We start from the raw sequence: 23,419 nt of genomic DNA, 5'->3' as shown, positions 1-23,419 counted from the left end.
CCCGCGGAGCGGGTCCCCCATCGCTGCGCGATGGGCAAGCGAACACCCGCGCTGCGCGCGGGTGTTGCGCTCACGCTCCGCGTGAGCGCTGGCGGGACGCTGCGCGTCCCGCTCACCAACCCGGCTGCGCCGGGTTGGTGACGCCCCGTCCGCTGCGCTCCCGGGGCTGGGTGGCTTCCGCTGTGCTCCAGCCACCTGGTGGCGCTACGCGCCACAAAGGCCGGGCCCGCTGCGCGGGCCGGCCAACGGGCCTGCGGCCCGTGCACCTGCAGGGTTCGGGCTCGTGTGATCCGGAACGGGCTGTCAGCAGACCACCTGCTCCGCCCCGTGGCGGGCACCATCGGGCCCGACTGACCCGCGGTAAGGGTGACGAGTCCTCAGGCGTGAGCGTGACGGCGGGTACTCGGCAGCTTGTGCGAGGCAGCGTGGTGCATGGGCCGGCCTGTCGCGGGAACGGCGAGGCGCTGCAGGGCAAGGATCGCGGTGACGAGCAGTACGGTGAAGACAGCCAGGAGGAGGACAGACACCCACATTTGGCGGCTCCCCGGGGCCTGCCAGCCGGTCCAGGCCGCGGACCCTGCCCACAAGAGGATGGCCGCAGCGTAGAAGGAGCGGATACGGCGTAGTTGCCGCACGGCCCGCAGGAACTGGATGCGCTCGGTCTTCGGTGCCATGCGGCACCGTGTACCCCGATGCGCGATGCCCACCGGGGTCGGACAAGATCTTGAGTGGGGGCTCTGTCGAGGATTCTCGCAAGTCTGCATCTCAATGTGATGCAGCATGTAGCATTGGCTGATAGCGGGGGGCACCCGGCAGCGGAGGTCGGGGGCGTATCGGCCTCGGCGCGTTAGGTCCGTGGCCCGTCTGCTATCTGACAGCCAAGGCCCAGCAAGGCCGGTGGAGAGGGGAAGGGCGCCATGGGTTCCGATGCGCTGAGGCCGAGCTCCTGGCCTGAGGTGGAGCCGTGGATACCGGCGCATCAGGCCGTGGAGATCAGTGAGTACGAGACCCTTTCCGTGCTCCTGGATACTGGGGCGGATCCGAACGAGGTGTGTGCTTCGGGCTCACGCTGCTGACTCATGCGATCGACCTGGAAAGGGACAGTCACCTGCAGTCGGGGGTTCCCCTGCACACGGCCGGCACGGCAATCGTGCTGGCCTACGGTGCCGATCCACGCCGGCCGTCTTCCAGCGGGGAAACTCCGTTGCAGTTCGCCGAGAGCTACGATCACGAGCCGGCCAAGCGGCTGCTCCAGCGCTTCCTCGCACCGGCGGAAGCTCCAGGTAGCGGGCGTGGATGTGATCGCGGGTCTTCTGTTGAGGTGGAGTCGTGGGCGCCCGCGCGTAGAGCCGTGGAGATGAGTGACTACGAGAGACCCTCACCGCGCTCCTGGACGCTGGGGCCGACCCGGATGAGGTGTGCTTCGGGGACACGTTGCTGACCCACGCGATCGGCCGGGAAGGGGAGGGCCATGTGCAGATGGATTACCCGCTGAACACGGCCTCCACGGCGATCCTGCTGGCCTACGGTGCCGACCCACACCTGCCGGCCATCGACGGCGAGACTCCCCTGCAGGTCGCCGGGTACTACCACCACGAACCGATCAAGCGACTCCTCCAGCGCTTCCTCGCCCTCACCCCGGCCAAATCCGCAGGGAGCACGCGTGACGAATGATCGGGGGCTTTCGCCACTCGGCCCGGATTCCCCTTACAGCAACGCCTCGGTCTACGTGGACGCAGAAGCCGCCCCGCGGATCGTGGGCCGGCTTCGAGACACCCTCGGCCTCGAGGGCAGCGGTGCGGAGCTGACCATGGGGCCGGTGCGCGTGGAAGGCGAGCCCAACGACTACGTCACCGGCCGGCACGCCCATCCCTCCGACTTCCTTCTGTGGCCGACCGTGCTGGAGTGCGAGGCCTCCGCGGGGATGCCGGCCGAGGTGGTGCAGGCCGTCACGGCCGTGCTCGAAGCGCTGTGGCGTGGCGGCTTCAAGGCCGTAGCCACCTGCGGCTTCGAGGACGAGTTGCCTGCACGCGGCGGGATCGACAGGTACCCCCGCCCCGCTCCTGTTCTCGAGGGGGGCGGTCTCTTCGAGCACGGGCAGGTGGTGGAAGAACCTGATCTCGCGCGGAAAAAGGAAAGGTCGAAATCTGTGATCAGCCTCCGGGAACATCAGGTGACCCAGAAAACGGCCATTCGGGAATGGGTCAAATTCTTTGCAAGATCGCCTGTTCCCGAGCAGGGGGCGCGGGGCACGCTGGTGTCCGCGACCGGGTCGGGTAAGACGATCACTGCTGCCGCGAGCGCCCTGGAGTGCTTCCCGGGCGGGCGGATCCTGGTGACCGTGCCGACCCTAGACCTGCTCGCGCAGACTGCCCAGGCGTGGCGGGCGGTGGGTCACCGGGCGCCGATGGTGGCGGTGTGCTCGCTGGAGAACGACCCGGTGCTGAACGCGCTGGGGGTGCGCACCACCACGAATGCGATCCAGCTCGCGCTGTGGGCCCGAACCGGGCCCGTGGTCGTGTTCGCCACCTACGCCTCCCTGGTGGACCGCGAGGACCCGGAGGACCCGACGGGCCGGCGGACGGTCCGCGGGCCGCTGGAAGCCGCCCTGGCGGGCGGGGAACGGCTCTACGGCCAGCAGATGGCCCCGTTCGACCTGGCCATCGTGGACGAAGCCCACTCAACCGCGGGTGATCTTGGTAGGCCGTGGGCGGCGATCCACGACAACGCCCGCATCCCGGCGAACTTCCGGCTCTACCTCACCGCCACCCCGCGCATCCTCGCCTCGCCCCGCCCGCAGAAGGGCGCGGGCGGGACGGAGGCGGAGCTGGCGAGCATGGCCGACGATCCGGACGGCACCTTCGGGGCGTGGCTTCCCGGCGCCGAACTCGGACTCGCGGAGGCGATCGAGCGGGGCGTCCTCGCCGGGTTCGAGATCGACGTCCTCGAGATCCGCGACCCCTCCCCCCTCGTCGGGGAGTCGGAGGAGGCGCGGCGGGGCCGGCGCCTGGCGCTGCTGCAGACCGCACTTTTGGAGCACGCGGCGGCGTACAGCCTGCGTACGGTCATGACCTTCCACCAGAAGGTCGAGGAGGCGGCGGCGTTCGCGGAGAAGCTGCCGAAGACGGCAGCCGGGCTGTACGCGCGAGATGCCTCGGACGAGGACCTGGCGGCCGCGGGCGAGCTGCCCGTCTCGTCGATCGGCGCGCAGCTGTACGAGCTGGAGGCCGGCCGGCATGTGCCGCCGGAGCGGGTGTGGTCGGCGTGGCTGTGCGGCGACCACCTCGTCACCGAACGCCGCGAAGCCCTTCGCCAGTTCGCCAACGGCATCGACGCCGACGGCCGCAGAGTGCACCGGGCGTTCCTCGCCAGCTGCCGCGTGCTCGGGGAAGGCGTCGACATCACCGGCGAGCGAGGCGTCGAGGCCGTCTGCTTCGCGGACACCCGCGGCTCACAGGTGGAGATCGTGCAGAACATTGGCCGCGCGCTGCGGCTCAACAAGGACGGCTCCACGAAGGTCGCGCGGATCATTGTGCCGGTGTTCCTGGAGCCCGGTGAGGACTCGCGGGACATGGTCGCCAGTGCCTCGTTCCGTCCCCTTGTCGCGGTCCTCCAGGGCCTGCGCTCGCATGATGAACGACTCGTCGAGCAGCTGGCCTCCCGCGCGCTCACGAGCGGTAAGCGCAAGGTCCACGTCCGGCGTGGCGAAGACGGGCGGATCGTCGGGGCCGGCGGCGAGGGCGACGGCGAGGACCAGGAGGACGACACGCAGGCCGCCGCCGAAGCGGCCCTGCTCCACTTCTCCAGCCCACGCGACGCCGCGACCATCTCGGCGTTCCTGCGCACCCGCGTCTACCGGCCCGAGTCTCTGGTCTGGCTGGAGGGCTACCAGGCGCTGCTGCGGTGGCGGAAGGAGCAGGAGATCACCGGGCTCTACGCCGTCCCCTACGACACGGAGACCGAGGTCGGCGTCACGAAGGCCTTTCCGCTGGGGCGATGGGTGCACCAGCAGCGAAAGGCACTGCGGGCCGGGGAGCTCGAACCGCGGCGCAAGAAGCTCCTCGACGCACCGGAGGCCGGCATGGTCTGGGAGCCCGGCGAGGAAGCCTGGGAGACGAAGCTGGCGGCGCTGCGCTCGTACCGGCGCGCCACGGGGCACCTGGCTCCACGACAGGACGCCCTGTGGGACGACCCCGCCGACGACAAGCCTGTCCCCATCGGTCAGCTACTGGCGAATCTCCGACGCAAGGGCGGCCTCGGCAAGAACCCCGAACGCGCGCAGACGCGGGCCGCGCAGCTGACCGCGATCGACCCCGACTGGAACTGTCCCTGGCCCCTTGACTGGCAACGCCACTACCGCCACCTCGCCCACCTCGCGGAGGACGAGCCCGGCGGCCACCTTCCCGACATCGCACGCGGCGTGCAGATCGATGGCGATGACCTCGGGCGATGGCTCCAACGGCAACGCCGGGACTGGAGACTGCTGACCGCCGAACAGCAGGAACGGCTGACCAAGCTGGGCCTGAAGCCTGTGGAAGCTCCGTCTCCGGCTCCGACGGCTAAGCGCTCGGCAAAGGGTCCGGGCAAAGCACAGCAGGCCTTCCAACGCGGACTGGCCGCCCTCGCCCAGTGGGTCGAACAGGAGGGCGCCCAGCGGCCCGTCCCGCGTGGTCATGCCGAAGAGATCGTGATCGACGACGAAGCGGAGCCAGTGAGCGTGAAGCTGGGCGTATGGGTCTCCAACACCAAGTCGAGGCGGGACAAGCTCACGGCGGACCAGCTCGACGCACTGCGGAGGCTGGGCATTGAGTGGATCTGACGATCGCCGGCCGGGCTCCTCTCGTTTGGCATCGATCCGAGGCTGGGTCAGGGACGCGGGGGTGGTGTGGTGAGGTACGGCGCGAGTTGGGCTTCAAGATCTGCGATGTGTTTGTCCAGGAAGCGGTTGTTCTGGCGGGCGCTGGCCAGACGTTCTTGGAGGCGCTGGTTGTCCTGGGTGAGCTGTCGTACGTGCTGCTTCAGCGTGGTGTTCTCGGTGACGATGCGCTGAAGTGAGCCTTCGGGGAGATCGTGTTCGAGGTCGCGGATCTTGCCGAGGAGTTCTGCGATGCGGGTGCGCTGGGTGCGGATTTCGCGCTGGGTCTGGGTGGGTGCGTCTTCGGCGTTGAGGGCGCGCTCCTTCCAGGCAGGCTGTGTGTGGCTGCGGCTGCTGGAGATGCCGGGTTGGGGTCTGTTTGTGCGGGTGACCTGTTCGATCAGGGTTCTGGCCTGCTGGTTTTGGTAGAGGAAGGTGTGTGAGACGCGAGCGGTTCGGGCAAGGGCTGCGACGGTGACAGGGGTATGGTCGCGTGCCGTGGCCGCCAGGGCGGTTGGGAGGCGTTGAAGCATCTCTTGGGTGGCTTGGCGGCGGGCTCGGACGGCCGCGTCGGTGCGGGAATTGCTCATGTCTGCCCTGTGGCGTCGTCGGGGGCCTGCAGTGCTGCGAGATCGCGGGCGCGGAAGGCGGTGCTCCACGTGTGGTGGAAGTAGTCCTGGGGGCGCCGCAGGTCGGGGGTGAGGGCTTCGTCGAGGATGCCGAGGGCGGCCAGGGCCTGCTCGAGTCCTTTGATGGCCTGGGCGGTGGGTTCGAAGACGGTGTGGAGGTAGTCGGCGGTGGCGTCGTCGGGGGCGTTCTCGGCGATGGGGCGCCACTGTTCGGCTTTGCGTCGCCGGTAGAGGAGGTCTGCGCCGGAGAGGACGAAGTTGTCGCAGTTCTCGCAGTCGAGTTTCCGGGGGCAGGCTCTGCCGTCGACGACGGGTTGGTAGGTGCAGAAGCCCCCGTCGGCGGGGATGCTGCGGCGGGAGAGGTCCAGGGCCAAGGCGAGGGCGGTCTCGCGGTTGATGGGGGTGGTGTCGCCGGAGAGGAGTGTGCCTGGGTTGGGGGCGCCGGGCCCGGCTGCCCAGATGGTGTTCAGGACGTCTTCGAGGTCGCTGTTGGTGATTTTCACGTAGTGCTCGGCCATGCGTTCGGAGAGCTGGCCGAGGTAGCGGCGGATGTGGGTGAGTGTGGCGCCGGCGCGCAGGAGGTTGGTGGCCAGGGTGTGGCGGGCTTGGTGGGCGACGTAGGCGCCGCCGGGGTCGAGGCCGGCGATCCGGGTCATGAAGCGCTGGTTGAAGTGTCCGTAGGAGATCGGCTGTCGGCCGTTGGGGTTGCGGATGCGGGAGGGGAACAGGGCCAGGCAGGGACGTTCAGCGGCTGTGGGGACGCGGCCGTAGCGTTTTTCGAAGAGCTGGAGTGTCTTGGTGCGGCGGGTGTGGAGGCGCTGGGAGACGGGCTCGGGGATGCGGATGCCCTCGTTGTAGTTGCCGACCTTGGTCTGGTCGTGCCACAGCATGGCCAGAGGCGTGGTAGCGGCCGACGCAGTCCGGCCGCAGTCCGACGACCTCACTGCAACGGCGCCCGGTGGCGGCGATGGTCTCCCAGATGTCCCGCAGGCCTCGGTCGTTGAGATCGAGTTCCTCCAGGCTGCGCAGGTTGGTCTCGTCGGTCGGTGCGCGGGTGACGTCGTCGTTGAAGTGGTTGCGGGAACGCTGCTTGAGACCGGTGCCGCCGTCGAAGGGGATGGCGGTCAGGAAGCCAGTGTCGGTGCCGAGGCGTTCCGCGTGGCCGGCGGTGATGGCGCTGCAGAGCAGTTTGCGGGATGGGTTGAAGACGGATTGGCAGCTCAGATCGGTGTCGGTGGGGGGATCGTCCGTCGACCAGGACCATGCCCAGGGACGGCAGACCGTGGCGGGTGCGGTGGCGCTGGTCGGCGACGAACCGCTCGGCGTGCTCACGGCGCAGCACAGTGGGGTCGTGGCCGGCGTCCGGGGGCGTCGGCTTGGAGGAAGACGCCCAGTTCGACGGCGGGGCGGCGCGTCTGGTCGAAAGGGGCCTGTGGAGCGGGGGCACTGCGGGGAGCGGAGTAACTCGGCGAGATGGTCCCAGAGCAGGTCGCGCAGCCACCTCTGGGAAACGGCGGTGATGTCGAAGTTGCTCTGGGCTTTCTTGAAGCGCCGTCCGGAGTGATCGGTCTCCAGGAAGCCGGCGTCCTTGGTGTCCGAGGGGCTGTAAGAGACGCAGCGCAGGCCGTTGACGATTTCCCAGATGATCTTGTGAACCTCAGAGTCCGTCTGCTTGTGCGTGAGGTTTGTGTAGCCTCCGTCGTGCAGATCCATCAGGGAGGCGATGCTGCCCGCCAGCAGTACCTGGCGAGATTCCTGATGCCGTTGGTGGTCCACTCGGAGTGCTGCGCGGACTGGGCATGGGCGTGCAGGCCCCACTGGGTCTCGCCCCGCACCGGCGGGGACGGGCCATGGAGGTTGACCAGCCCTGGCTGCGTGAGGCTCCGCAGCGGCGTGCCGGGCGCGGAATGCCTTCTCGTCGCCGTAGGTCACCGGGAGCGGCTGGCCGTCCTTGAGGGGGCCGCGTGAGTTCTGCGACCGGGCTGCGCCCGGACGGTTGTCGGTCTTGTACCGGTTCAGGTGCTGCAGACACAGCCCCCGTGAGGTGCAGGCCGGGAAGGGGCGCCGTGCCTGGCACAGGCCGTGGCCGGGCAGTGGGTGCTGGGTGCGGGCCCATTGCTCGAACTGGTCTCGGTCCATGTCGGCGGCCTCGCCGTACTGCCCCCTGGTCTGGTGTTGCTGGCACAGCCGGGTGGCGGGGCTGACGGCCGGGCGGTCGGGGCAGATCAGGCACCGGCCGTAGTCCACTCCCCGCGCGGCGGGCAAGGCGGTGGCCGTGTCCATGAAGGCGCGCTTGGTCTGCCCCGTCTGCTCGGTCTGCTCCCGCTCCAGGTTGTGTGTGCTGCACAGGTTGTGGCTGATCGGCCGGATGCGTTTGCAGCCGTCAACGGCGCACTGCCAGGCGTAGACCGGGTGGTGGGGCGAGATGAAGATCAGCGTGTCGTGGAAGAGCGGGTCGAATGCGGGGGCCTTGATGAGGGCTGTGAGCAGTTCGAGCCGGTCGCGGCCGATGCGGGTGGTGTCGGTGCGGCCGGGCAGCAGCGTCAGCGGGATCACGGCCGTGTCCCCCACACCTGTTCCAGCGCCGCGGTGAAGACCGGGTCGTGGACGTCCACTGGCCATAGACCTGCTCGACGGTCGCGGCCGGGGCCCAGCCGCCGGCCTTCCGTGCGATCACCGCATTGGCCCCGTGCGGCGTCCAGCACCGCGGTCGCGTAGCTGTGCCGGAAGGCGTGCGGGACCACCCGGCCGGTCTCCACACGGGCTGCGGCCCGGCGCAGCATGCCCCGGGCCGCAGCGGTGGTGCACGGCTGGCCTCGGGAGGGGCCGTGCAGGCTGACCAGCAGCATTCCGTGGGCGCTCTGGGCGGGTACTGGGTGGTGATGTACTCGAAGTAGGTGTGGATCATCGCCGGGCTCGCCCGGCGCACCGTACCCCCGCACACGGCGTTGTCCTGCCAGGTCCAGGGTGTCTTGGTCTTGGCCCGGGCCCGGTTGGTGTTGTCCTGGCGGTGACAGATGTGCACGTGCGGCCCCCGGCACTGACCACACGCGCGGCCTGCTCGCGCAGGTGCAGGCCGGCCAGGCGCAGCCCGCACAGCTCACCGATCCGGAAACCGCCGTCAGCCAGCCACGTGACCACCATCCGGTCCCGCGCGTACGAGGCCGCCCCCAGCAACAGATCCCGGGCACCCTCGGGCAGCATCTTCGGATGCCGGCGCACCCGCTCCGCCGGAGCCAGGGGGTTCGCCGGCATGCTGTGCAGGACGTGCCCGGGCATCGCCTGCCGCCGGTCCGCCCGCGTCGGCAGCCGCGTCACACGCAGTGCCTCCGCCAGTGCCGGGTTCACGCCGCGGGTGCCCAGGTGGAGGTAGAAGCCCTTCAGGCAGGCCGCCGCGGTCTTCAACGCGCTATGCCCGTACGGGCGTTTCCCCTCCCGCCACGGCAAACCGAACGGCCCCGGGTAATCCGCCCCGAGGGCCGCCATGTAGTGCCGCAGATCCTCAAGCGACACCGACGCCGTGTCCAGGCCCGCGAACCGCAGCCACCGCAGGCGCGCGGGAACCCGTCCGCCTCGGTCACGACGGTGCAGTCCGTGTCCACGGCCGTGTAACAGACCCGGCCGTGGACACGGACGGTCTCCTGCACTCGTAAGTCGCCCACCACCAGTCGGCTATCCGTCATGTGCCGCCCCCTTCCGAACCGGGAACCACCCCGCCGGCGGCACCCTGGCCCCGAGTCCCCACCCCACCCCCACGGACCACTCCACGTGAACGTCACACACACCCGGGGACAGTTGGTAGAGCCCGTCATCCTCACACGCCAGAACACCCCCTCGGGTCGCGCTGGCGGGAGGAATCCTCAAGGGCAGGCATGGTCGACGGCCCGGTGGTTCCTCCATACCGCGACATCGCACACTCGCAGCGCACTCACCGTCTCCGGCAGTCCCGCGGCCTGCCTCAGTTCGAGGAGTCGGCGGTGCAACGCGGCGTCGTCCTCGCGCAACGCGGCATGAAGAGCGAGCCAGAAGGACGGCGGCCGGCCAACGGCACAGCGGACGACGCGGTCGTAGACCGGGAGCAGTCGCGGACGCTTACGCGCCAGAAGCTTCCCAGCGATGACCCAGTTGACTCTGTGCTGGGCACACAGCAGATGCCAGGCCTGGTCCGCCGGCGAGCCGTCTGCCAGGACCGACGCATCAGCATCAGCCATGTCGATGTCCCTGGAGATGGCCTGCAGCAGACCGGACAGCCGTGCGCCGAGGCGGCCCTCAAGAATGTCCAGCGCGACAGGTGCCGGAACGGTCACGGACAAGGTCTGTACCGCGACCAGATCCTCCGCCGTGATCCGGTCGGCGATCCCCGGACGGTCTCCCCTGCCCGCCAGATGCTCGAACCGGCGGCCGGTGAACGGCGTCCCGCCGGGCGGCACGCCTGTGCCGAAGTAATGCCGCAGATCCGCGACGGCCTGAGGGTTCGTCATGAAGGTATGCAGTCGTTCTGCGAACACTGCTGGGGCACCACCGGTCAAGAGATCAACGCTCCCTCCGCCCCACGCTCGTCTCCCCCAGCGGTCTCTGGGGGATCAAACCGATCTCTTGCGCGGGTAAGCCCGAAGGGCGGGACTATGCCGCGCATAGCCCGAACGCCCTCCACACCGACGCCGATACAGCACACCCCGCATTTTCGACCTCGTCGACGAGACGCAGCGCTCGGTCGGCGATAACGAGGTCTTGTGAAACAGGTGCGATCTCATCACCCAAGCCCCTAAGGAAGTTCGCAATTCTCGGCCATGAATAGAAGGCAGTCCCGCCCACTTTCTCCTCTGGCTGCGGGAATCCCCCCGGCCCTCGCTGGCCTTTCGACAGTTGCACCAACGACTGTCGGCTTCGCCCAGCTCGCTGCGCAGCAATATCCAGGGTCACGATGTCATCGTGGATTACACGCGCGGCACGAAGCCCGTTTATCTTGCGGATTTCTCCGGACACCAACGCGACGGCCTCAAGCATCGTGTCAGCCACCACATCGCAATGCAGCTCCGAGACACCTGAACCACCAATTGTGTAGGAAACGGAACCGTCCGCAAAAAGCGGAAGATCCTCACCGCCACTGGTGTCAATAAAGTCGGCCTCGTCCCGCGTCAACTGCCGATTGAGGGCTAGAGTGAATGTCCATTCTGCAGGCACAATATTCTCCTTCTTTTGAACCCGGCCCAATTTCACGTCATCTCAGGCGTGGTTCGGACGGGCCCTCCAGCATGGCGCCATTTTCCTGCCAGAAAGTGCGCCCCACTGGAGGGCCCGCCTCGGACTTACACCCAAGGCCGGCCAGTCCTAGTGCTTTCGATGCCGCCTTGCGAACTCGTCTACGCGACGAGCGAACACACTCGAATTACGGGGAGAGTGGTGAATCGAGAGAGACTGACCACACCCCGAACAGGTAAGTTCCCCCCACCGATGTCCATTAATATTTTCTGATATTGACAAGCCCTCCGACTTGGCCGCGCCCAACGCCTTACGAATGTCCGATTTTGGATGATTTCCCAAATCTAATCCCTTATACAGCCTTACGCGGCCCAGGAGTGCCCATGGTCGCGACAACGCTATCCCGAGGTGTAGCAGATGTGCAACAGCAGGTAGCCCGAGACCCATCGGCCATGCCACACCTCAAACTCCCAGCGAGACCTGGCAACCAGTCAGTGCCTCGCACGGCCAGAGGACGGCCAGCCGACGCGCACATGTATGTCACGCAAAGCAGCAGGCCAACCACGATGCATACACGCCTCCACCCGGTAAAACGGACAAGGCGCATGGAACCGCTGGTGATCTCGGTCGTCCGTGGCGGCGATCCACGACAGCCAGAGGATCCCGGCGGACTTTCCGGCTGTACCTGACCGCGACCCCGCGCATCCTGGCCGCTCCCCGACCGCAGAAGGGCGCGGAGGGCCAGGAGGCGGAGCTCGCGACCATGGCCGATGACCCGGCCGGTACGTACGGCGCGTGGCTCGCGGAGCTCGGTCTGAGCGAGGCGATCGAGCACGGAATCCTCGCCGGGTTCGAGATCGACGTCCTGGAGATCCGCGACCCCTCCCCCGTTCCCGGGGAGTCGGAGGAAGCGCGGCGAGGCCGGCGCCTGGCGCTTCTGCAGACGGCGCTCCCGGAGCAGGTTGCGTCCTGGAACCTGCGCACCGTCTGCACCACCAGCGCAACCGGATCGGTGAACACCCGCACCCGGCAGGCGGTCAAGACCCGCGGCCACTCCCCCAACGAGCAGACCACCCTGAAGCACGCCTACACGGCCATCATGTCTCTCAACCCCACAGGCAAGGGCCAGGCCCGCTGGACCATCCACGGGAAAACCGCACCGAACACCCTCGCCATCACCCTCGACGGCCGCCAGACAACAGCCCGCCAACAACCCCAGCCCACCCGATCACACCACCCATTCGACAGACCCTCCCCCGGACATTCCTCAGCCCAGCCACTCAAGACGGCGATCACCTTCTCCTGGGAGACCGTCCGGGTCTGGCAGTGCTCCGCCGCGCTCCCGTCGCGGAACTCCAGCTGATCGGCCGGACTGCTCCTGCTGCTGTTCGCGCAGCCCCCCCCCGGATCTGTGCACTCACCCGCGACGACGTGCACGGTGAAGGCACCACGCTGCGGCTGCGCCTGGGCACACACCCGGCAAAGACCCCGCCGCCGCTGGACGGGATGCTCCGCGAACCGGTGCGTCACCCGGTCGGCAAGGCCCACCGCCCTCGAACCCGGCCCGAGGCGGTGACTGTTCCCCGGTCCCCGGGCCGGCCGGCCCATGGAACCGGTCAGCCTGTCGCACAGACTTCAAGGCACTCGGCAGCCGGCCAGCCCCCAGCCCCAGCCCCGGCCCCAGCCCCGGCCCCGGCCCCGGCCCACCAGGAACGCCTCGCTCATGAACTCGGCCGCTGAGCTTCCCGAGTTCGTTTTCAGCCGTCTGCTCGGCTTCTGCGAGCACACGGCCGCGAACCGGAGGGCCGAGAGCGGCGGCGACGAGGCCCGCTATGCCGCCCACCAGGCCCGAGGGGCGGACCACGTCTGATGCATCCCCCGGTTCCGCCAGGCAAGGGGCGGGGCACACGGTGTGGGCCCGAGTCCCTACAACAGGGCGCCGCCGGACACCTCGAGGCGCTGGGCGGTGACCCATCGCAGATCCTCGGAGGCGAGCGCGGCAACCGCGTCGCCGATCTCCTGCGGTTCACCGACACGGCCGAGCGCGGTCTGCGCGCCCAAGCCCTCACGCATCTGCGCGTCGTCCCGCATGGCGCCGCCGTTGAAATCGGTAGCGGTCGGCCCCGGCGCGACGGTGTTCACACGGATCTTGCGCGCCCCCAGCTCCACGGCCAAGGTCCGGCTCAGGACCTCGACCGCCGCCTTGGAAGCCGAGTACACCGAAGTACCGGCACTGGTATGGCGGCTGAGAGAGGAAGAGACGTTGATGACCCGCCCCCCATCGGCCAGCACGGGCACAAGCGCCTGGATGAGGAAGAACGTGCCACGCACATTGGTGTCCATCACCGCGTCGAAGTCATCGACCGTGACCGCTTCCAACAGCCCGAACAACCCGACCCCAGCGTTGTTGACCAGGACGTCCAACCGGGTCGCGTCCCAGCACTCCAACTGCGCGGCCAGGTGGGAGACGAAGGCGGGAAAAGAAGCCACATCACTGATATCCAGCCGCAGCGCGGCAGCCGTGGCGCCGATTTCCTGGACGTTCTTGACCGTCTCCTCGGCCTCCTGAGCGTCGCCGCGGTAGGTGACGATGACGCGCAGCCCGTGCCGGGCCAGCGACTGGGCCGTAGCCCGGCCCAGCCCGCGATTGCCGCCGGTCACCAATGCGATCTTGCCTGTCTCCATGAGTGCTTCTCCATGCGAGAACGGAAGGACGCCGACGGGAGTGCTCCCGTCGACCGAATGCGAGTCGTGCGACTCGCCTCCCTTTCACGTAAACATCTGCGCAGTGGCGAGTCAAGTGACTCGCCTCGGGATGGGTCATACTGGGCCCATGACCGCAGGACTCTCCGCGCACCATCAGCGACTCGCTCAGCGCAAGCGCGAGGCGATCACCGCAGCGGCCACGAAGCTGTTCCTGGAACGGGGCTATGACGGGACCTCGCTGGCGAAGATCGCGCAGGAAGCGGTCGTCTCGAAGTCCACGCTCTTCAAGCAGTTCCCGACCAAGGCGGCGCTCTTCGAGGCCATCGTTACCGAGTACTGGGAGGGTGGGCCGGACCCGGCGGCGCCCGCGACGCAGCCCGGTGACCTGGGTGCCGGCTTGAGCGCGATCGGCCGCCAGTACGCCGACCTGATCGGCCGGCCCGCGATGGCGGCCCTCTTCCGCATCGTCATCGCCGAACTGCCGCGCTTCCCGGAACTGGGACGGGCTCAGTTCGAGCTGGGCAAGCTGCCCTACTTCATCTCCGTCCAGCGCTACCTGGAGGCCCAGCACGCCGCGGGCAATGCGGTGGTACCCGACGCGGAGAGCGCCACCAACCAGTTCCTCGGCATGATCGCCAACTACGTCCTGTGGCCGCGGATGCTACTCGCCGACTGGAGCCCCGCACCTGCCGACGTCGGCCACGCGGTCGACGAGGCGGTCACGACGATGCTCGCCCGCTACGGCCGCAGCGCCAACGACTCGTAGCACTCCTGAGGGCTCCGGTGCCGCTGCGGGCGCGGACGGCGCTCGCCCCCGGCCCCCCGGAACGCTGCGGGAGGCTGCCGGGTCAGTACCGGGGCGGCCTGTAGGCGTCATCCACGGCGGCAGGGGCCCGGCGGCTGTGCGGCCGCCGGGAATGCAGACGGTGCCCCGACCGCCGCCGCAGCGGTGCCGTGGCGCGGCACGGGCATGGGGGCCAGACACTGCCAGCGGCTGCGGGTCCTGTCGGCGTACCCCCAGCCCCTTGGGTATTCCGCGCGTCCCAACAGCCGCACGTGCCAGTATCTCGTACGTCTTCGGGGGGGTGTGGTCGAGGTGGGCGGTGGTGAGGCCGACCACGGAGCCGGCGCCGGGGTGGCCTCTTGAAGAGCGTCGACCGCGTCGGCAGTCGTCGCGCCGTGGCGGGGAACGCCCGGGTCGAACTCCTCGACGGCGAGGGCGCCACCATGGGGTCCTGCTTCGTCGACGATGTGACCGTCATCTGATCACCGCCGACGGCGGGGGTTCCAACGGCTACCGCACCCGCGGCTGGAAGACCCACCTGGCCGACCTCGCCGCCGAGACCGGCCTGGAGATCACCGTGTGTCACCTGCCGCCCGGCACCCGGTGCCGTTGCCTGAATTAGCGCATTACTGACGTCGGCTCCTCAGGGTGAACTCCGGTGAAGTTCCTGATGGGCCGGGGGTGGTGGCTGTATCCCGTGTGGTGTGAGGTATCAGGACCCCATCCCGGAACAGCAGGCGAGTGAGCACTCCCAGCGCGTGGAACTGACTTGCCAGATCCGAAGCGATCACCGACTGCCACTCGACGGTGGACGTATCGAGGATTCCAGTGAGCTGCCGCTAACGTGAAGTCGCAGGTCAAAGGGCTGGTGTGACTGACTCTCGGGGTACTCGTGCTGGTCGTGGGCGGGAGTCTGCGGAGAAGATCGTTCGTCAGCGGTCGGCTCGATGGTGTTCGAGGTGCGCCTCGGCATCCTGGCCAGGCACGCGGGAACGTGCCCAGGTGGCGAGCTCGGGCGGCGTAGTGCCAACCCTCTGCGGGAGGGCGGTTCGCACCTGGGATCATGGACACATGTCCGAAGAGTCGAACCTGATGTCAAGCCTGTGGCCGCTCGTGCCCTCCGAGGCCACCGATTGGCTGCTGGAGCTGTGCGGCGATGGCATCACCGGGTTCATGCCTCCGGCGATGCCTGACGCCGTGTGGGTGCTCAACGCCATGTACGAGCACAAGCAGAGGCCGGCCGATGTGTCGTACCACGAGTACCACCAGGCGCGGCTGGCGAACGGGAATGTCCAGCCGCACGTCGTTGGAGGCATCGACCTCGACGCCGTGAGCATCGCCACGGGAGGAGGACTGGGCCGTGCCCAGCATCCGGGCCCCGGCTGGCGGCGGCTGCGCTGGGCCGAGCTGGCCCGGCGAACCGGCGACCCGGTCGTGCCCGATGGGCTGATGCCCTCCTACCGTTGCTTTCCCACGGCCAAGAAGGAGGGCAGCTGGCCGCTGGGCATGGTCCCGCCGACCGAGGGGAGCCTGGACCGTGAGACCTGGAACCGTCTGATCGCCATCCTCACCCAGTGCAGTCCCGCGGGCCCGGACACCCGTTGCCTGGCCTACTACAATCCGCTGATGCTGGAGGCCGTCGACTTCGACAACCTCCACGTGCGTGCGGGCCGGATCGGCGACGCCGAGATCCTGTACGACCAGTCTGAGGCCGACTTCAGCCCGTCCAACCTCTGGGCCGATGACCGCTCATGGGTTCTGTGCACCGACTACGATCTGTGGGCCACCAAGGTCGCCGGGCCCTCAGCCCTCATCAACACATTGCTGAACGACAGTGAAATCGAGGCGGTTCGTCTGCCTTGGGCGCACTGACGACAAGCTGCTTGAAATCTTCTCCAGCGCGGAGCACGGGCGCATTCCTGTTCCTGACCACTGAGGCCGGACGGCCCTCTACGATCCGGTGCATGCTGGATCCCGGGCTACTGGAACGAATCACCGCGCGGCGCGCGGAACTGGACGAACTCGAAGAACAGCTGGCCAGCCGGCTGGCGGAAGTGCGAGGCGAGCGGGACGAACTCGCCGTCGCCGAACGCGTCCTTGAACGGATGACCGGACAGCTCGCTGAGGAGCGCTCCTCAGACCGGCCTATGCTGGGGCAGGTGGGCGGACGGCCAGTGATGCTGATCCCGCGCCGCGAGCCGGGCATGGAGGAGGATGCCCTGCCGTGGGACTACCAGCGCATCATCGCCGCCGTGCGGCACGCTGCCGGACCCGTCATGGCCCGTGAGGTCGGCGAGGTGGTGGGGGTGGACATCAGCGTGAAGGCCAAGCTGGAACCGCTACGCAGCAAGCTGGTCAGACTCGTCGATCGCGGCCGGCTCCGGAAACTGCCCGACGGCCGGTTCACCACCCGCCTGTGACCAGGAGCACCGCCACTCGGAGCAGCTCGGCACGGGCGTAACCGGGGTGCCCCCGGCAGCCATTGGAATTGTGTGACGAATACCAAAGAGCATGCCGAAGACACCTGCCCGCTTGTCTACCAGTGCTGTCTGCCGCTGTCCACGCGCACCGTCAACCACCTCGCCGATCTGCTGCGGCGCCATCTGAAGGCGATCGGGTCCAGGTGGCGGATCCTGCCGCCGGGGAAGATCGCGGTGATCGTCCTGGCCGTACTGCGCCACGACCAGCGCCTGGCGGACATAGCTGGCGGTAACAACGTCTCCGAGTCCACCGTCCGCCGCTGGTGCGACGAACTGATCGGACTGCTCGCCGCACATGCCCCGCGCCTGGACCGCGCCCTGAAGAAGGTCTCCAAGCAGGGCGGGGAAGTGGTCCTGATCGACGGCACCCTCATCCGCACCAGGCGCCGCACCGGCAAGGCCGACCGACGGAACTACTCCGGCAAGCACCGCAGCCACGGCCTGCACGTCCTCGCCCTGACCGACGAGAACGGCCGCCTGATCTGGATATCCGCAGCCCGGCCCGGCCGCACCCACGACAACACCGCCGCCCGCCACGACCGCATCCTGGCCCACCTGCGCGCCGCCGGCCTGGGGCGCTGGCCGACCTCGGCTTCCGCGGCCTGGACAACGACATCCTCGATCCGGATTTCCAGGGCCCGGCGTTGTTCGTGGACGACGGCCAGCAACTTGGCCGGCGACGGGACGATCACGTCGAGGGTGCCGGTGCCCGGGACGACGACGGTCTGTTCGTCGAGTGCGGTGAAGATGTCGTCGACCAGCCGCTCGGCCATGCGCGGCGCTCGGGGCCGGACGACCTCGGCCAGCTTGCGGCGGCCCGCTTTGCGGAGTGCTTGCGGGGATCCGTAGCGCTCGAGGAGCCAGGTCACTGCCGGATGGCCCAGGCGGGGGCCGAGGACGCGTTCCAGGCTGGGGTGGAACTGGGTGAGCAGGCCGCGTATCCGATTGCTGGTGCGGGTGGCCTCGGCCGCGACATCCTGGTACTTCACACCGAACCCGGCGCAGCCACCGGAACAGCAGCGACAGGAGCAGACACCAGCGTATCCCCGGTCACAGTCATGTCCACAGCCTCGGGGTGCCTCCCTGCGGACAGAGTCCGCGCTTCGACCGGGACAGACACGCTGGTGATCGCGGCCGGCACCAACACAGCCGACTCCCCCGGCGCCGGGTAACGCGAAAGAGCCCGGATCGTGTAGATCCGGGCTTCTTCGGCAGTAGCGGGGACAGGATTTGAACCTGCGACCTCTGGGTTATGAGCCCAGCGAGCTACCGAGCTGCTCCACCCCGCGTCGGTATCCCCCACGCTACGCCACCCCGGCAGGCTTCGAAGACCATCTTCCGGCGCAGGGCTTCTATGCGGCGAAGCCGACGTTGGTGACGTACTCGTACTGGCCCCACTGGGACCCGAGGTCGACGATCGTGTCCTGCCATGCGGCGTCGAGACTCCGGTGGTCGCCGGCTGCCCAGGAGCCGACGATGCGGTCCCAGCGGCACACGTTCATCGTCCGCTGTTCCACCACGCGCTGCAGCGGCTGTGGTACCTGGGACTGGTTGATCGGGTGGATCTCCACTCGCGTCCCGCGTCCGTCGCGGTTGAGGCGCCTGAGGAGGTGACGGGCGACGTTGTGCCGGCGCACCGTTCGGTAGGCCTGGTCGATGCGTTCGAGGTTGGTCTTGGAGGGGCGGCATTCGCCCTTCAGCCAGGCTTTCAGCGTCCGGTGGGTCACGGTGAGTCCGGCGTCCTGCGCGGTTCTCAGGGGCTGGGGCGACTTCGTGAGGTAGTGCAGGCGCGCCATCCAGCCGCGTTTGGCGGTCACGGGGGTGGCGATGCCGCTCGCGAGTTCGTCGAGCTCGCGAGCGACGGCGTCGCTGCCCTTGATGCCCCGGGCGCCGAACCTCCCGGAAGCGACGGGGACCGTCTTGTTCACGCGGAAGCCGGCGGGCAGCTCGCCCGGGCGTCCCGCCTCGCCGCCCGGGTGTCTCTTCAGCCGCCCGGCCGGACAGGCATCGCGGGCACACGAGGTCTGATCAACCGGCCGGCCGGCCGGCCACGATACGGCGTGGCCGGACCGTTCAGCGTGCCCCGCGCAGCCGTCGCACGGGCGACCGGAAGTTTCCTCGCGCCGGGGAGGGCCGGCAGCGGCACGCACTGTCCCAGGCCGCGCTGCGGGTCGGACGCCTGTGCGATCACCACGCCGAGCGGGACTCCGGAGATCGCAGACGCGGTCCTCCCAGCGCTCTGACCAGGATGAACCAGTCCCCGAGATACGCAGTGTGACGGCGGCCAGCAGATCCACCGGCCGCCTCCCGGGGGGAACTGAGCGGTCGTTGGCAGCCCGGGCTGCAAGGTGTCCACCACTCGGGGGCAGGTCCCGGCCGGCCCGGCAGTGCCATCCGGTCCGGTCGTCGGACGCGGCGAACGGCGTCGCCGGGCCGTGGGAACTCTCATCCCCGAGGTGCCCCCGGGTCAGCGGTCACCTTTTCTCGTTTCCGCCCTCCGCGGACCGCCTGTCGCGATCCGCACACGAGCACAATCTGCCGACGAGGGACAATGGAGGGGTGGGGCCACGCACACGCCGCCCCCCGCCGCAGGCCGAACCAGGAGTCACCGTCTTGTCCGAGCGCACCTCGTACGCCGCCCACCCCGACCTGCAAGCCGACTGCGGCGCCTGCTTCGGTCTGTGCTGCGTGGCGCTGCCCTTCTCACGTTCGTCGGACTTCCCGGTGAACAAGTCCGCCGGCACACCCTGTGGAAACCTCCAGGAGGACTTCCGCTGCGGGATCCACGAGCGGCTGCGTGACAAGGGCTACAGCGGCTGCACGGTGTTCGACTGCTTCGGCGCGGGCCAGAAGGTTTCCCAGGTCACCTTCGAGGGCGTCAGCTGGCGCGAGGATCCGGACTCGGCCCGCGCGATGTACGAGGTCTTCCCCGTTGTGCGTCAGCTCCAGGAGCTCCTGAAGTACACCGCGCAGGCCCTGGACCTGCCCTCGGCCCGGCCCGCCCACCGGGACCTGCGCCGCGCGTACGACCAGATCGACGCGCTCACCCGGGACACGGCCCAGACCTTGCTCGCTGTCGACGTGGACGCGCTGCGCGGCGAAGTGAACCCGCTGCTCCTGCGCGCCAGTGAACTGGCCCGCGCGGCGGTCCCGGGGCGCAAGAAGAACCACCGGGGCGCCAACCTCATCGGCTCGCGGCTTCACGGCGCGAAGCTGCGCGGCGCCAGCATGCGCGGTGCTGTCCTCATCGCGGCCGACCTGTCCGACGCCGACCTGCGCGACGCCGACCTGATTGGCGCGGACATGCGGGACACCAACCTGTGCGGGGCAGACCTGCGCGGCGCGCTGTTCCTCACCCAGCCTCAGCTGAACGCCGCGCGGGGCGACGCCCGCACGAAGGTCCCCCACCCCTTGGAGCGCCCGTCGCACTGGGCGGCCTGAAGCGTGTTGCGGAAGGCTGCGTCCGGGCAGGCCCGGGCAGACTGCCGGAGCCGGTCCGGTCACGCGGCGAGGGCAAGGCCACGCAGGCGGGCGACGGCCCGGACGGCGTCGTGGGGGCCGGTGCCGCGCTGTCGTGCGTCGCGGAGCATCTTGAGTGCTTCGTGCGGAAGGCGTGCTCCACACGGGCTCTGATCCTGCGGTGTCCGGCCTTGTCCCCCGCCCGGCAGCAGGGGCCTCCGGGGCCTGGCGCCCTCGTAATGCGCAGTCAGGCCGGAGTCCCGCCAGGCCTCCGCGTCCGCGGTGGTGCCGGGCCCCGGACGCGCCGCAGCGGCCACCGGCTTCCCGCAAGCCGCCTGACGTGTCCCTCCCCGCCCGGCTACGCCGGGTACTCTCCTGCTTCCCTCCTCGTCTCGTGCCGCTGGTGCCTCCGGCCGCACTACTGTGACCTGCGAACTCTTATCCAGCCGGGGCCGATGGCAGCCGCGGCGGTTCCACCGGGACCGGCCGCCGGGGGTCCCCGCGACCGGTGCCACTACAAGGAGCACGGGATGACCGAAGACGTTCTCCCCCAGGAACAGATACCGCTGTTCAACCCCTTCGCCGAGGGGTTCACCGAATCCGTATCCGCAGTACGCGACGCTCCGCGAGACCGCCCGATCCATCCGCACCCCCTGGGGTTCTGGGTGGTCACCCGGTACGAGGACGTGCTCGGCCTGCCGCGCTCGGGCGCGTCGGTCGAAGTGCGCAACGTCGACTCCAGCGGGCCGGAGAGCCGGCGTCAGAAGGAGACGCCGCGTTGTTGCCGAACTGGTTGATCGCGGACGCGCCCCGGTAGTCGGGGCCGTAGCCGTGCTTGAGGAAGTGACGAAGGAGCCGCTGGCGCCCAGGTCGACGAAGTAGTGGCGCGCCGGGTCGCGGAACGCGGTTGCCATCAGCTCGTCGAAGCGCACGCGCCCTCGGACGACGTCCCACGCGTAGTCGTCCTGTCCGGGCAGCGCCGCGCCGTCCAGCTCTCCCGCGTACGCGCACGAATACACCGGCAGGCTGGGCAACTTCACCGCTACCGCGTGTCCCAGGCTCCGGCACGCGTGGCGGATGCCGTCGACGAGGGCGGAGTCGAAACCGTGGCGCACGGGAAGGCGGACGGCGATCACCCCTTCCCGGTCGAGCACGGCGCGGGCCTCGGTGACACGCTCCGCCTCCCCGCCGATGACGAAGTTGCCGGTGGTCTCGGTGGGGAAGTCGACGCCCGCCAGGGCGAGACCGGTGAACAGGACGCGCCGCCGCCGGTACAGGGACGGCGGGGCGAGGACGCCCAGCATGCCGCCGGGGCAGCAGCGCAACTCGAGGAGATGGGCCTGCTTCATCACGAGGTCGAGGCCGTCCTCGAAGGACATCGCCCCGGCGACGGTGGCTGCGACGTACTCGCCGAGGCTGTGGCCGAGGACCGCGTCGGGCGGAAAGCCCTCCGCTCGCGGCGGGCTGCGTGACGATCTTGAGCAGCAGTCTCTCGTAGATGGCCGCGAGCTCCCGGGCCGTGCTCCGGGCATACACGTCGGTGCTGTACTCCAGGTAGCCGCGCAGCCCTTCGGAGGTCTCCCGGACGACGAGGTTGAGATCGAACTTCGCCGTGCCGCTGTCGGTGGGCAGGGGGAGGAAGCCGAGGCCTGCGGGATCCGCCGGAGCGGCGTCGGCGGCGGGCACCAGGTTGAACATGACCTGGAACAGCGGCGAGTGCGCCGGGTCCCGCTCGGGCACCAGGGCCGTGACGAGGCCGGCGAACGGGACGTCCTTGTACTGGTGGGCGGCCGCGGTGACCTGCCGGGCCTGCGCGAGGAGTTCACCGAAGGCCCGCTCGGGCCGCACGTCCAGGCGCATGACCAGCACGTTGACGAAGTAGCCGACGAGGCGCTCCGGCTCGGGGCGGGGCCGGTTGGTCACCGGTGAGCCGATGGCGAGCTCCCGGTCGTCGGTACGGGCGCCGAGCAGCGTCGCGTACGCCGACAGGAGCGTCAGGTAGAGCGTGCCGCCGTGCTCGTTGCCGACCCGCTTGAGCTGGTCGAGCACGGCGGCGGGGACGTCCACCTCGACCGATGAGCCCTGGTACGACTTGGTCCCGGGCCGCCGGTAGTCGGTGCGCAGCGCGGTGCGGGCCGGCAGGCCCGCGAGCTGGGAGCGAGGTGAAGACGGCGTAGGCCAGATGCTCGGGAGTGAGACCGAACCCGGCACGCTTCAGGTCGTCCTCGGGACGGCCGGCAAGCAACTGCGTGCCGTCCCCGGCACGTTCACCGGTATCGAGGTGGACGCCCTGCAGACGCTCACCCCCACCCGCGCCGGCGAACAACCCCGCCGGCAGACAGGACTGGCTGAGCACGATACGACACCGGAATACGCAACCAGGGCACGGATACGCTCCCGCGGGTAGTCCGGGTCGATAGGCACATAAGCGCCACCCGCCTTGAGAATACCGAGCAGACCGGTCACGAGCTCCACAGAGCGCCGGGCACACACCGACCAGGACATCAGGACCGACACCCTGCTCACGCAGCCAATGCGCAACACGGCTCGCACCAGCATTAATTTCGGCATACGTGACACGCTCCTCACCACACTCAACAGCAACAACACCAGGACGCAACCGAACGTGCTCCTCGACGTCCCACCGCCGACCTCACGCGAGGTCGTTAATATGACTTTCCCTCATCGTCTGGTCTTGTTTCTCCATGGCCGGATAAATTGATAAAGGCGAAAGGCTCATGCCGTTCGGGCCTCATTCGCGGTCGGCCCCATCCCCTCGCGTTCCCGCTCTTTCGCACTGCACCGGCTCACCCGACCGCTCGCCCCGTCCAGGAGCGTCAGAGAATCAGGAGGGTGACAGATGAGCGCCGATGCACAGTCCGCGGGAGCGAACTCCGTGAACATCTTGGAGCAACTCGACGAACAGCTTCGAGCAGCTCCGGGAATCGGTCAGTTCACCAACGCCGCTGATCGTTTCGTCAGAGGCGAGATCAGCAAGGAGGAAGCGACCGAGCAGATGATGTCGTTCCTGCGGGGAGACATCTCGGACCGGAGCGTGGAGCGGGAACGGCTGCTGGAACTGGCCGCCGATGTCCAGCCTCTGTGCGGCACCGTGTCGATCACGATCCTCACCTTGACGTCCTGCTCCGTCGTGCTCAGCTGCTTCGGATGCTGAACCGACGCCAGTTCCGCCGGGCTGGTGCCGGCCGCCGGCTCCGACGGAAGAGGGGTGACGGACCGTGCCCGGCGCCGTGACACGGCCGGCGGCGCCGAAGACGACGACTCTCCCGTCTCCGGCCGGGAG

General features: G+C 68.9%; 20 protein-coding genes, 1 tRNA gene and 6 pseudogenes. 13 read left to right on the top strand and 14 right to left on the bottom strand.

Annotation, left to right across the window (positions count from 1 at the left end; genetic code table 11):
• Positions 1–377: 377 nt before the first annotated feature.
• On the bottom strand, positions 378–674 hold the full coding sequence (locus tag ACZ7G3_RS28010; protein ID WP_470928715.1) for a hypothetical protein: 297 nt from the start codon (positions 672–674) through the stop codon (positions 378–380).
• Positions 675–1,479: 805 nt separating this feature from the next.
• On the opposite strand from ACZ7G3_RS28010, the gene ACZ7G3_RS28005 reads away from it, so the two are divergent.
• Together ACZ7G3_RS28005 and ACZ7G3_RS28000 are read left to right on the top strand one after the other, a co-directional pair.
• On the top strand, positions 1,480–1,674 hold the full coding sequence (locus ACZ7G3_RS28005; protein WP_470928714.1) for a hypothetical protein: 195 nt from the start codon (positions 1,480–1,482) through the stop codon (positions 1,672–1,674).
• Between the two features lie 475 nt (positions 1,675–2,149).
• Positions 2,150–4,819: a helicase associated domain-containing protein gene (locus ACZ7G3_RS28000; RefSeq protein ID WP_470928720.1), complete on the top strand. Its 2,670-nt coding sequence runs from the start codon at positions 2,150–2,152 to the stop codon at positions 4,817–4,819.
• A gap of 47 nt (positions 4,820–4,866) precedes the next feature.
• Here the strand turns inward: ACZ7G3_RS28000 and ACZ7G3_RS27995 are convergent, their stop codons facing one another.
• The 6 genes from ACZ7G3_RS27995 to ACZ7G3_RS27970 all read right to left on the bottom strand — a co-directional run bounded on the left by ACZ7G3_RS27995 (position 4,867) and on the right by ACZ7G3_RS27970 (position 10,668).
• Positions 4,867–5,445, bottom strand: coding sequence for a DUF6262 family protein (locus tag ACZ7G3_RS27995; RefSeq protein WP_470928713.1), 579 nt, complete (start codon positions 5,443–5,445; stop codon positions 4,867–4,869).
• Positions 5,442–6,323 carry a tyrosine-type recombinase/integrase gene (locus tag ACZ7G3_RS27990; RefSeq protein ID WP_470928719.1) on the bottom strand — a complete coding sequence of 294 codons (882 nt, stop codon included), beginning with the start codon at positions 6,321–6,323 and terminating at the stop codon, positions 5,442–5,444. Before ACZ7G3_RS27990 ends, ACZ7G3_RS27995 begins: the two co-directional genes overlap by 4 nt.
• Positions 6,229–8,040 (bottom strand): hypothetical protein, encoded by a 1,812-nt coding sequence (locus ACZ7G3_RS27985; RefSeq protein ID WP_470928712.1) that lies wholly within the window; start codon positions 8,038–8,040, stop codon positions 6,229–6,231. Before ACZ7G3_RS27985 ends, ACZ7G3_RS27990 begins: the two co-directional genes overlap by 95 nt.
• Positions 8,037–8,333, bottom strand: a complete 297-nt coding sequence (locus tag ACZ7G3_RS27980; RefSeq protein WP_470928711.1) for a hypothetical protein — start codon at positions 8,331–8,333, stop codon at positions 8,037–8,039. Before ACZ7G3_RS27980 ends, ACZ7G3_RS27985 begins: the two co-directional genes overlap by 4 nt.
• A 1,011-nt stretch (positions 8,334–9,344) precedes the next feature.
• The gene (locus ACZ7G3_RS27975) at positions 9,345–9,992 is read right to left on the bottom strand and encodes a DUF6308 family protein (RefSeq protein ID WP_470928710.1); all 648 of its coding nucleotides are present in this window, start codon (positions 9,990–9,992) and stop codon (positions 9,345–9,347) included.
• 115 nt (positions 9,993–10,107) lie between these two features.
• Complete coding sequence (locus ACZ7G3_RS27970; protein ID WP_470928709.1) at positions 10,108–10,668, bottom strand: hypothetical protein; 561 nt, start codon at positions 10,666–10,668, stop codon at positions 10,108–10,110.
• 613 nt (positions 10,669–11,281) lie between these two features.
• Here ACZ7G3_RS27970 and ACZ7G3_RS27965 point away from each other — a divergent pair.
• Positions 11,282–11,680, top strand: a pseudogene (locus tag ACZ7G3_RS27965) (DEAD/DEAH box helicase); the annotation flags it as partial.
• Positions 11,681–12,409: 729 nt separating this feature from the next.
• Positions 12,410–12,556, top strand: coding sequence for a hypothetical protein (locus ACZ7G3_RS27960; protein WP_470928708.1), 147 nt, complete (start codon positions 12,410–12,412; stop codon positions 12,554–12,556).
• A gap of 56 nt (positions 12,557–12,612) precedes the next feature.
• On the opposite strand, the gene ACZ7G3_RS27955 is transcribed toward ACZ7G3_RS27960, so the two are convergent.
• Positions 12,613–13,371 (bottom strand): SDR family NAD(P)-dependent oxidoreductase, encoded by a 759-nt coding sequence (locus ACZ7G3_RS27955; protein ID WP_470928707.1) that lies wholly within the window; start codon positions 13,369–13,371, stop codon positions 12,613–12,615.
• Positions 13,372–13,519: 148 nt separating this feature from the next.
• Between ACZ7G3_RS27955 and ACZ7G3_RS27950 the strand changes: the two genes are divergently transcribed.
• The 6 genes and pseudogenes from ACZ7G3_RS27950 to ACZ7G3_RS27925 all read left to right on the top strand — a co-directional run.
• Complete coding sequence (locus ACZ7G3_RS27950; protein WP_470928706.1) at positions 13,520–14,158, top strand: TetR/AcrR family transcriptional regulator; 639 nt, start codon at positions 13,520–13,522, stop codon at positions 14,156–14,158.
• Positions 14,159–14,535: 377 nt separating this feature from the next.
• A complete protein-coding gene (locus ACZ7G3_RS27945) occupies positions 14,536–14,658 on the top strand; it encodes a hypothetical protein (protein WP_470928722.1) in 123 nt (40 codons plus the stop codon).
• Positions 14,649–14,777, top strand: a pseudogene (locus tag ACZ7G3_RS27940) (ISAzo13-like element transposase-related protein); the annotation flags it as partial. The gene ACZ7G3_RS27945 and the pseudogene ACZ7G3_RS27940, both read left to right, overlap by 10 nt.
• Positions 14,778–15,247: 470 nt before the next feature.
• Complete coding sequence (locus ACZ7G3_RS27935) at positions 15,248–16,048, top strand: hypothetical protein (RefSeq protein ID WP_470928705.1); 801 nt, start codon at positions 15,248–15,250, stop codon at positions 16,046–16,048.
• Between the two features lie 92 nt (positions 16,049–16,140).
• Complete coding sequence (locus ACZ7G3_RS27930) at positions 16,141–16,596, top strand: hypothetical protein (protein WP_470928704.1); 456 nt, start codon at positions 16,141–16,143, stop codon at positions 16,594–16,596.
• A gap of 72 nt (positions 16,597–16,668) precedes the next feature.
• Positions 16,669–17,163: pseudogene (locus tag ACZ7G3_RS27925) on the top strand (transposase family protein); the annotation flags it as partial.
• Between the two features lie 110 nt (positions 17,164–17,273).
• On the opposite strand, the pseudogene ACZ7G3_RS27920 reads toward ACZ7G3_RS27925, so the two are convergent.
• The 3 genes and pseudogenes from ACZ7G3_RS27920 to ACZ7G3_RS27910 all read right to left on the bottom strand — a co-directional run.
• Positions 17,274–17,636 (bottom strand): annotated as a pseudogene (locus ACZ7G3_RS27920) (IS110 family transposase); the annotation flags it as partial.
• Positions 17,637–17,871: 235 nt separating this feature from the next.
• Positions 17,872–17,945: transfer RNA gene (locus tag ACZ7G3_RS27915), tRNA-Met, on the bottom strand.
• A gap of 63 nt (positions 17,946–18,008) precedes the next feature.
• Positions 18,009–18,584, bottom strand: a complete 576-nt coding sequence (locus ACZ7G3_RS27910) for a transcriptional regulator (RefSeq protein ID WP_470928703.1) — start codon at positions 18,582–18,584, stop codon at positions 18,009–18,011.
• A 685-nt stretch (positions 18,585–19,269) separates the two neighbouring features.
• Here ACZ7G3_RS27910 and ACZ7G3_RS27905 point away from each other — a divergent pair.
• A complete protein-coding gene (locus ACZ7G3_RS27905; protein ID WP_470928702.1) occupies positions 19,270–20,097 on the top strand; it encodes a pentapeptide repeat-containing protein in 828 nt (275 codons plus the stop codon).
• Positions 20,098–20,645: 548 nt separating this feature from the next.
• Positions 20,646–20,912 carry a hypothetical protein gene (locus tag ACZ7G3_RS27900; RefSeq protein ID WP_470928721.1) on the top strand — a complete coding sequence of 89 codons (267 nt, stop codon included), beginning with the start codon at positions 20,646–20,648 and terminating at the stop codon, positions 20,910–20,912.
• A gap of 126 nt (positions 20,913–21,038) precedes the next feature.
• Here ACZ7G3_RS27900 and ACZ7G3_RS27895 read toward each other — a convergent pair.
• From ACZ7G3_RS27895 to ACZ7G3_RS27885, 3 genes and pseudogenes are all read right to left on the bottom strand, one after another.
• Positions 21,039–21,647, bottom strand: a pseudogene (locus ACZ7G3_RS27895) (acyltransferase domain-containing protein); the annotation flags it as partial.
• A pseudogene (locus ACZ7G3_RS27890) lies at positions 21,631–22,326 on the bottom strand (condensation domain-containing protein); the annotation flags it as partial. The pseudogenes ACZ7G3_RS27890 and ACZ7G3_RS27895, both read right to left, overlap by 17 nt.
• Before the next feature lie 3 nt (positions 22,327–22,329).
• Positions 22,330–22,620: an AMP-binding protein gene (locus ACZ7G3_RS27885; protein WP_470928718.1), complete on the bottom strand. Its 291-nt coding sequence runs from the start codon at positions 22,618–22,620 to the stop codon at positions 22,330–22,332.
• 355 nt (positions 22,621–22,975) lie between these two features.
• Here ACZ7G3_RS27885 and ACZ7G3_RS27880 point away from each other — a divergent pair, with 355 nt between their 5' ends.
• Positions 22,976–23,290: a hypothetical protein gene (locus tag ACZ7G3_RS27880; protein WP_426601453.1), complete on the top strand. Its 315-nt coding sequence runs from the start codon at positions 22,976–22,978 to the stop codon at positions 23,288–23,290.
• Positions 23,291–23,419: the final 129 nt, after the last annotated feature.

The sequence above is a fragment of the Streptomyces sp. NPDC037271 genome, from assembly GCF_055603605.1.
This window is presented reverse-complemented; position numbering and strand designations above follow the sequence as displayed.